This window comes from Bacteroidota bacterium, assembly GCA_030017895.1.
Lineage (GTDB): Bacteria > Bacteroidota > Ignavibacteria > UBA10030 > BY39 > JASEGV01.
In genome coordinates this window covers 1-9,489 of record JASEGV010000096.1, presented here as the reverse complement: position 1 = coordinate 9,489, position 9,489 = coordinate 1, and the positions used below count along the sequence as shown (strand labels likewise).

Here is a 9,489-nt window from a genome sequence, read left to right as displayed (position 1 = left end):
TTATTAACCAACTATTATTTTATATTAATTGTAACTTTTCCCTTGAAGCATTACACTTATAAAAGTATACTCCGCTTGAAAAACGAGAGGCATCCCATTCAACTTCATAATGCCCTGCTTCCTTCCAACCGCTTGCCAGTTCTGATATTTCTCGACCTAAAACATCATAAACTTTCAGAGTTACAAAACCAGCTTCAGGAATTGAAAATTTTATTTGTGTAACAGGATTAAACGGATTGGGATAACACTGTTCTAAACTATAAGTTTTAGGACGTTCGATATTACTATCTTCAATATTAATTTTCTGAACAGTTTGTAAAGTATTATCCGAAATTTTCACGTTACTGTTTATTGTTGATGATACATTTTTAAGATAATCCTCCAAAACTTCTATTGATTTTTTATCTATTTTCTCACCACGATTTTTCATAGCATTAAACAATGAAATAGCATTTGTTACATTACCAAGTCCAACATTAGCTATCACTTTCTGTGTTTGGCAGAATAACCACATATTATCATCACTATTCCTTAGTAACTGAAGTTACGCAGAATTGACTTTTTGTCATGTTGAGCGAAGCGAAACATCTAAAAATAGCCTGAATTTGAGGTTTCAGATTCTTCACTTCGTTCAGAATGACTCTTTTGCGTAACTTCAGTTAGTAATATCTGATCGGAAATATAAATTGCATTTAAAAATTCTCCTCTATCCATTTTTGCTGTAACGAGCAAAACAGATGCAAGCGATTTAACATTTGACAATCTAGAATTCCTCTCAACAGAAGTTAGTAAAAACTCCCACGGCATTTCAAGAGCATCTGAGAACTCTCCACCCGGTCCAACATACAGCGCTAATTGATATAATGCATCTATCGAGTTTGTTTTGTTCGATTCTATATCCGACTGTAATTGTAATAGCCATTCTCTCATTCTTGTTCTATCTTCTTTTGAAAATTGTTCCTCGGTATAAATATCCGTGTTCTCTAACTTCGCCGGCGTGTTAACGGGACTGCCACGTTGAGATAATGTATCGACTGGACCGCAAAACATTGACGATCCGCTGCCCCAATAATTATAACGCGCTTGGACTGTGTTTGTTGTAGCGTTGTTTATCAATCTGCAACTATAAGTAAAATTGTTGTAAACATTATTCCATCCAGCACGAGCTTCATAACGAACTGCCGGATAACAACCTGGCGGACAGGCAGGTCCTTTAGACACGATTTCTAAGTCTTCTATCAATTGGCTTTCTGATTTATCGACCGGGTCCATTTCGCAAATACAGTAATTGATAGCAGCTCTATATCCCAAAAGCGCTGTTGCAGAATTACGAACATATATTTCACTCAAACCGTGTCCGGTTACTGTGTTATAACCTCGTTTTATTTCATCGGGACTGAGCGATACTCTTGAGCCGATGCCGCTTATATCAATTCCGCTGCCTAAATTGTTTGTAACAAAAGAACTATCTATGAATAATCTGCCAGCGTTAATTACAATAATTCCGGAATTAATATTGCCGGAGCCGTTGTTTTCAACTCGTGAGTTTGAAATACTGACGCGTGCATTATTTACGCGTATACCTTCTGTTCTATTATTTTTAATAGCGCTTTTATAAATTCTTAGGGCTGTGTTGGAAGCTCCGGTACTCGATACAGCAACACCATATCCTGAAGAGTTAGAGACTGTATCGTTCGCCATATAACAATTTGCAGCAGTGTTTATAAAACGTAATCCATTTTCAGCATATTTTATATTGCAATAAGTAAGCGTATCGGGTCCGCCGCCTGAGAAAACAATGCCGCCCCAATCCCCGGGTGATGGTGATTGATTAGCTGATGTGAATGTGATGCGGTTGTTTTGATTCCCTTTGGCGATGAGTTTGCCGTTGACGGTGAGAGATTTTCCATTTTCAAAAACTACACGAGTGCCTAGATTTATTATAAGCGTTACACCGTTCTGGACTGTAACATTGTCCAATACATTTACATTAATTATGTATGTTTTATTAGAAGATATTATGCCGCTTGCAACGTGAGTAAAGTAAGCATCCACATATTCCGACTTAACTGATTCTTTGCCTTGATTATCAACTGCTGTGATTCGGTAGCGATGATATAGGTCAATATTTTGAGGTAGACCTGTGATAGGATCATAATTGTTGTCTGTATATGATGTAGTCGTAATTATTGAAGGAGTTAATAAAGTATAGTTAATTTCAGAACCATCGGGAAGTAGTGTCCAGCGATGTACTTTGTAACCGATAAGATCTGGTTCTTGGTTAGCTGTCCATTTAAGTGTAGTAGATTTAGGCATTGTTGTTAGAGAGTGCAAATCTTGCGGCTTGGAGGGAGATGTGAGAAGACAGTTAGTGCTGTCAATATGCAGGTCAAACGTTACCACTCCATTCGATTCGTTCACGATCTCTATGGCAATCCATGTTTTCTTTTTAGCAGCATTCTGTGAGCTCGGGTTACTCCATGGAGAAAACACGGTGTTCTTTCCGAGACAGAACGCGTCGTTGCCGTCTCCTCGTACCAAGGGCAGTTCAATAAGGTCATTTGTTATCCGATCACGCCATAAGATGACTTCTGCCTGATCGGGAGTATACGGTGGGATCGGCCAGGTGAATGGAACCTTCCATGAATCATTGTATCCGTTCACTATGTCGATTCCTGTTTTTTTGAATACTGGTAATGGGCCAGAATACCATGTTACGTATCCTACCTCCTGAACAGACCAATTCCATCTTCCATCTGCGGGCACAAGGCGATTATCGTCCTGAGGATTCGAAACACTGGATTGATGAATGATGTAAAGGCCTTTTGCCGTTTGATCGTGCATATCGGGAGCATCGAACTGGGATATCCTCTGATGGTATTCTAAACGGAAGAATTCGTTTGGATTGCTGCCTGGTACTTTGATCTTGTACGACTTGTTTGTGGTTATGAAATCCGTAAGAGTAAGATTGTACCAAAAACCTCCTGATGTTCCTATGCTATCGGGATAGTGCCAACCGAGAAGCTCACGTTCGAAAGAATTTATACAGCTTACGGATGCGGAGTTGAATCTGGCAAGGTGGTGATTTAAGGTCGCCCAAAATCCACCGCCGTTATGGCCATAGTCGGGACCATTTGTCATCCAGTGGTGTGCGAGCTCGTGAATCTGAACGCGATAGGGAAGCAGACCGAACCAGCCGTCGCCGGTTCCTCCAATCTCCGAAGTAGTTCCTGATCCAGGATGACCGAATACGGGGTGACCGTGCCCGATGCGGCGCTGCCCACTATCGACGTAGAAAGAAATTGGTTCGTTGTGGGGCGGATAGTTGCGCGCGTACCCCAGAGAGGCTTCGCCTCCGTGGAATGCTAGGGCGGCCGCACCTTCAACACGGCGATAGATCATGAAGATCATGTCTACCAAGCTATCAGGTTCACGGCGAATGTCATACACTCCGTATCGCTTCCATCTGTCAAACTCAGCAAAGTCTAAGGAAGCATCTAGAACTTGAAGAACTTCTCTGTTGATCATCCAACGATTCCAATTGTTGTTCTGATACCACTGATTTGTTTGTGGAGTGACGACGAATCGCGTTTTGCCTGTAAGTTTCAACGCACCCATCGACATATCGCGGAAATAGTGACTGAGATTTCCGTTCGTGGACATCTGAGACACCACGGAATCAATATACGTGTTCAAATATGTTGGTCCCGGGTATCTGCCCGCTGCGGGAAATGTTGGCCAAAGTGAGTACGCAGTATCGTATCGGTCATCCGGAAACTGCACGAACACAACGAGAACATGAAGTGTATCTCGTGGTGTCATCCACATTCCTCCAAGCTGTGTTGCCTTTGTACTTCCCATTCCCGTGAACCCACAAACAGCATGTGGGTCTGTCTGGGCTATACTAACAATTGGGAAAAACAATGTAATAAGGCATAGAGAAAGCATTAAAATAGCTGAAAAATTGATTTGAGTTTTCATAGTAACCTCTATAAAATTTAGTTGAACATATTGTGAATTATCGCATTAGAATTGTTTTCCTTGTGTAAGTGCCTTGTGGAGTACTCAATCTTATAAAATATATCCCACTTGTCAACCCGCTTGCGTTCCATGTTATTCGATGAGTTCCAGCCAAGCGTTTGCTTTCCGTAAGCGTTGTAATGTGTTGACCGAGGCAATCATAGACTCTGATAGATACAAGGGCAGCCTCCGGTAAGTCAAATTCAATTGTTGTGCTGGGATTAAATGGATTTGGATAATTCTGTTTCAGAACGTATTGGCGCGGAAGTTCTGGTATTTGCGGTACCGATAATAAGATTCCAAAGGTATCGCCGGCGACTATACAGCCTACAAGTGTGGAGAACACTCCTGGTTCCTGCCACTCATAGATCAAGCCGAAGCGGCTGGCAAGCCAACGCTTTACTAGGGCATATGGTTGCGGGCCTGAGTCGGGGTGTACCGGACCATATTCGTATTGCTTTTTTACCGTTGGCTGTGAGAAAACAAAGACAGAATCAATGCTAGATACCCAGGCCCATCGCAAACCCCCAAGTTCCGGATTCTCCCATACTTCACCAGAATCTGCGGATAGCTTGTATTGTATAAAGCTATTAAAATAGTTTGGAAGCCAGAAGATATTGTTTGCAGTATCTAGTTTATACTCAGGGTTGCTAGAATCATTGTAAAAAAGGTAATGACCACTGTCTGCGGCAATCGAATCACGAGTAATTATCAGTGAAAAATAGGTGAAGAAGCCACCGTTCCAATACCTGTAATCCCAGCGATCACCAACTTGGTGTGGGAAGAAACTCTCCGGTGGCTGGGCAACTGCAGGCATCGTCAACAGCAACGCCAATATGCTTAATTTGATTACGGTTTTCATGTTCGTACCTCGGTCCTTTATCAATGAAATATATGCATTAGTTACTACTTTATCAAAGTTATTCGCTTCGTTATAATTCTCTCACCCGCTTGTAATTTTACAATGCGAAAAAAGCGATTGCCACACGTTAGCACTTATAAATCGCAACCCGTGTTGCTTTCCGTTTATTGTAGCAGTTACAATTACATTAGTTACTTTAGAAGCCATAAGTCACCTGATGTTATTTGAGTAAAATTAATTTTTTCACATCCACAAAATTTCCTGAATTAAGTTTGTATAAATATACGCCGGTCGGGACGCTTACCGCATCCCAATTTACTTCATAATATCCTGCTTCTTTATATTCGTCAACAAGCGTCGCTATCTCACGGACTAAAACATCATAAATTTTGAGCGTTGTATAATTGTTAAACGGCAAATGATAATTGATAATTGTTAATGGATTGAAAGGGTTGGGATAGTTTTGATGCAGCATAAAACTCGGAGGCATTATACTATTTTCTTTTTCTATTATTAATTTGTCAGAAGTTGAACTCTTAGACAAATTTAAGTTACCGGTACTCAACATACTTACGATTTCACCAATTGCCAATGTAGAAATTGAATCAATCGAATAAGCTCGGGATTTGATATTGTCGTAAATTGTTCTTGCTGTGTTCAAATCACCGATTCCAATGTTTGCGAATATTTTCTGTACCTGATAATACATCCACATTCCATCATCTGGATTATTCTGTAAGTAAACATTCGAAAGCGAAATAGTTGATGCAAAATCCTTCTTTCCCAGTTTCTCTTGTATCTTAAAAGCAGATGCTAAATTTTTTAACTTAACAGAATTTGCTTTTCTTTCAATCTTATTGATATAATTTTCCCAAGGCATTTTTATATATGTATCGAGATTCAATCCAAAATCTCGTAAACTCTCCAAACCAAATAATGCATCTAATGCATTCGTAGAATTTTCTTCTATCGCCCTTATATATGTAACTGCTAATTGCTCTTCAATCGGTTGCTCTGGATTCATTGGAGCAGAAGATAAAGTTGGTGAAGTCAAAAAGGGTATATATATAACATTCCCATAGAAATCTTGTGCTGGATTCGGTCCTGATGATTTTCCCCAGTATGTGTTCTGAGCATAAATCGTATTCCCTGTTTCGTTATTTATCAAACGACGAAAGTAATTGTAATCGTTGTAGATGTTATTATAACCAGCCATATTTGCCCAACAGTAAATAGGTCGGCAAGGTCCTGGTTCTATTGCATCAGGCGAGGAATTTACTGCAGTAAAATCTAATACACCATCACAATTCCACCGACATATGTATTGATAGCGTTGACCTATATATGCGTAACCATTATTACGTATATTTATCTCTCCAACACCATGACCTGTTACAAAATTATAACCCGGTGATGTTCCATCCGGACTAAATATTAAATTACTGCCTTGTCCTGTAACTATTATTCCAGTTCCCAAATTATTTTCTATTCTTGAATTTGATAAATAAACTCTTGCGAATGAAACTACCATACCAGGGCCTATAACAAAATTTCCATTTTTGATAATATTTGTTTGTTTGATATCTGCTAAAGCGTTTGAAATTGAAATACCTCTTTCTCTATTATTAGAAATAATACTTGATTGAATTGTTACAACTTTTGAATTGTTTGATGAACCAGATAGAGAAATGCCTCCGATGCCGCAGCTATCTATAATACAATTATCGACTAAAGTCGCGGGGGGGATGTATTAAAAAATCTTAAACCTGTATTAGCATATTTAATTGTGCAGTAAGAAAGTGTATCGGGTCCGCCGCCCGAGAAAACAATGCCGCCCCAATCGCCAGGTGATGGTGATTGATTGGATGATGTGAATATGATGCGGTTGCTTTGATTTCCTTTGGCAACGAGTTTGCCGTTGACAGCTAAAGTATTACCAGTACCGACGTGTATTATATTGTCACGATCAATGTTTAGTATCGCACCACTTTGGACATTTATATCATTTCCGATTGTTATATTTGTTCCGTTTTCTATTTTTAGTATTGAACCTGTTTGAATTGTTCCACCTTGATTAAAAATAATATTGCCCCCTTTAAGATTAAGTGATCCGAGCGTTTGGAACTGACCATTCACAAGTAGAGTATTTCCACTTAGAATTTCAAGCCTCGAGAATGTTGGAACAATAGATTGTTCAAACCGCAATGTTGCATTAGCCGGTACACTAAATTGAGAAGAACCACTTAAAACAGTTTTCCCAAAAAGGAGGAACGATGAAAAAGTGTTGTTGTCGTATCCTGCAATATCAGGGATTGGACTTACATCGGTTGTTTTGCCCTGAAGTGCAATATCGATGCTAGTATTTTTGAAACGATTCCCCTCTACAACAGGTCTAATCCAGCTCGAGGTTGAATAGTTTGTGAGGTTCATATACAGACCTACCCCAGCATCTTTGATGATGCAGTTCTGAAAACGTACCGTATCAGGTGTGCTATATGGTCTGTACAAAATCCCAACGGATGATGGTGTTTGAAATATATTTTCTCCCCCCCAAGTAAATCGATAATTTCCATAACCCGCCCCTTTAAAAAAGATGCTATCATTACTTCCACTTCCACCAATAGCAAGGAATTTTTGATTAGATATTGATACTCCTACACCTCTTATGAAATCTAATTTTGAGCCCGGACTTATTGTTCTTAAACCAGAAATCCCGTATTGAACAAACACATTTCCGCTAAGTGCGGTCGGGGTGTTTCCGATTTTATAAATAATACTGTAATTGGGCGGAGCCCCAAGCTGGTAGGTTAAATTGAAGTTTAAATTTCCACCAGTCATATTAAAATTATTCATTGCGATACCAGTCTTCAAACCGATGACCGAGTTTGAATTTGGAGTTTGCGAAACTGAATCAAAAGAAGTACCAAGAGTGAAGTAATCGGTTGGTGCTTGATCTCTTCCCCTTCCATAATTTGGTCCATACTCAGGCACCTTGATACTAAGATATTTCCTAATATCATCTCCAGAATTATAAGGAAAAGGCGTCACAGAAGAGTAATGCCAAATTAAAGCCCCGCCTGTGAATTGGGAACTCGGTGGTAATTGTGAACCTCCTGTAAATCGGTTGAACCCTACCCTCGTACGATATTCAACCATGAAATATTCGCTATGAGAGTAATCGTTATTCTTCCCCGCTTCTCCATAAACAGTTACAAGTGCGGTTGTTGGTTGTGTTCCTGATGGAGGAAGATGGCTTGGTCGAAGTGAAACTGATGTGTTTGACTTCACTTTAAGTATGTTTGCCTCAGGTAACCAACCGAATTGGATTTTCGTGAGCGGATTGAAATGGGGAGGACAGTAATTAAATAATGGTGCAAGACCACCCCAGTGCATCGGCTCAAATGAGCCACGCATTACGTGAGGGAGACCAAGCGTATGAGCAAACTCATGCATATGTCCGATAATGCCATCAAATGTACTGTTTGGATCTGCATTTGGTACATAGTAATACTTTTCGGATACTGAGTATGCATAGTGATTTAAATATGTCCAACCGCCAATATTTGATCCTGCACCCACAATAGCATACTTACCTACAAAACCACTTGTATTAAATTCTAAATATTCGGGGTCAGAGGATGGTAGGGAATGGAGTTCATTAATACGAGAGATGGCATCATTAATCAGTGATGAGCCAGGATAGGCATAGTACGATTTTGGGTCAGGGAGTTTGATCCATCGGACAAAATTTTTCCCATTTGCCGTGTCAATTCTATTTACGATACCTGAATGGTACATATCCTGTGAACCTGAGCGAGTGGGAGCGGGGACAACATGGAAGTTATTATAACTTACTTCTTCATAGTAGTCGCTCATGCTGCCGTACACTTTGATGCCGTGTGAATTGAAGTCTGGATGGGGATGGTTTACGCTGTCCCCATAGTACGTACCAATGGAAAACATTTGATTCCAGTAATCCTCGTATGTGTATTTACGAATCTTTTTTCTAAGAGGGCTATTGGGATCCATCGGATTAATTTTTACCCACCCCATCGAACCAACGGTGTTGATAGCGTCACCGGAAAAGTAGGCAGTATCGGCATCAATGGTAGGCAAACTTCCATCGGGTTTCCTGCTGTCAGAAAAATCAACAAGTATAACTGCAATCTGTATCGTGGTATTTACAAGTTGTTGAACTGATTGTAGCTCTTCGGGTGAAGATGGGCCGGTGGTTGCACAGTACGGAACAGCATCTTGTGCAGAGAGAATTAGCGGCAGCAACACAACCGCATAGCAAAGATAAAAGAACGTGCGAAACATAATGATTTTCCTTTCATATTATTTAATAGAAAAATAGTTATAGAACTAATGCAATAGTATCATCTTTCTCGTCACTATAATATGGCTGTTAACCAGTAATCTATAAAAATATACGCCGCTTGATAAAGCAACCGAATGAAATGCAACACCGTACACACCTGCTGGCTGTTTCTCATCAACTAGCGTTGCTACATTCCTTCCAAGCAAATCGATAATTTCAAGCTTGATTTCTGAACTAGTGTTAAGTTAAGTATGAAATGACGTAAATATTTATTATCTTTGCCATA

7 protein-coding genes are annotated in these 9,489 nt (G+C 39.8%); all 7 read right to left on the bottom strand.

Annotated elements, in window-relative coordinates; translation table 11 throughout:
• Nucleotides 1–19: 19 nt before the first annotated feature.
• A complete protein-coding gene (locus tag QME58_13085; GenBank protein MDI6804752.1) occupies nt 20–514 on the bottom strand; it encodes a T9SS type A sorting domain-containing protein in 495 nt (164 codons plus the stop codon).
• A 74-nt stretch (nt 515–588) separates the two neighbouring features.
• On the bottom strand, nt 589–3,981 hold the full coding sequence (locus QME58_13080; protein ID MDI6804751.1) for a hypothetical protein: 3,393 nt from the start codon (nt 3,979–3,981) through the stop codon (nt 589–591).
• A gap of 37 nt (nt 3,982–4,018) precedes the next feature.
• Nucleotides 4,019–4,906, bottom strand: a complete 888-nt coding sequence (locus tag QME58_13075; protein MDI6804750.1) for a T9SS type A sorting domain-containing protein — start codon at nt 4,904–4,906, stop codon at nt 4,019–4,021.
• A 57-nt stretch (nt 4,907–4,963) separates the two neighbouring features.
• Complete coding sequence (locus QME58_13070) at nt 4,964–5,089, bottom strand: hypothetical protein (GenBank protein ID MDI6804749.1); 126 nt, start codon at nt 5,087–5,089, stop codon at nt 4,964–4,966.
• A 13-nt stretch (nt 5,090–5,102) separates the two neighbouring features.
• Nucleotides 5,103–6,359 (bottom strand): T9SS type A sorting domain-containing protein, encoded by a 1,257-nt coding sequence (locus QME58_13065; protein ID MDI6804748.1) that lies wholly within the window; start codon nt 6,357–6,359, stop codon nt 5,103–5,105.
• A 251-nt stretch (nt 6,360–6,610) separates the two neighbouring features.
• Nucleotides 6,611–9,202, bottom strand: coding sequence for a hypothetical protein (locus QME58_13060; protein ID MDI6804747.1), 2,592 nt, complete (start codon nt 9,200–9,202; stop codon nt 6,611–6,613).
• Nucleotides 9,203–9,247: 45 nt separating this feature from the next.
• Nucleotides 9,248–9,430: a T9SS type A sorting domain-containing protein gene (locus QME58_13055; GenBank protein MDI6804746.1), complete on the bottom strand. Its 183-nt coding sequence runs from the start codon at nt 9,428–9,430 to the stop codon at nt 9,248–9,250.
• Nucleotides 9,431–9,489 lie beyond the last annotated feature (59 nt).

What these genes read in the sequence shown, in the direction of transcription:
- QME58_13085 (MDI6804752.1), bottom strand. Translation starts at nt 514, where the DNA reads ATGTGGTTATTCTGCCAAACACAGAAAGTGATAGCTAATGTTGGACTT.
- QME58_13080 (MDI6804751.1), bottom strand. Translation starts at nt 3,981, where the DNA reads ATGAAAACTCAAATCAATTTTTCAGCTATTTTAATGCTTTCTCTATGC.
- QME58_13070 (MDI6804749.1), bottom strand. Translation starts at nt 5,089, where the DNA reads ATGGCTTCTAAAGTAACTAATGTAATTGTAACTGCTACAATAAACGGA.
- QME58_13060 (MDI6804747.1), bottom strand. Translation starts at nt 9,202, where the DNA reads ATGTTTCGCACGTTCTTTTATCTTTGCTATGCGGTTGTGTTGCTGCCG.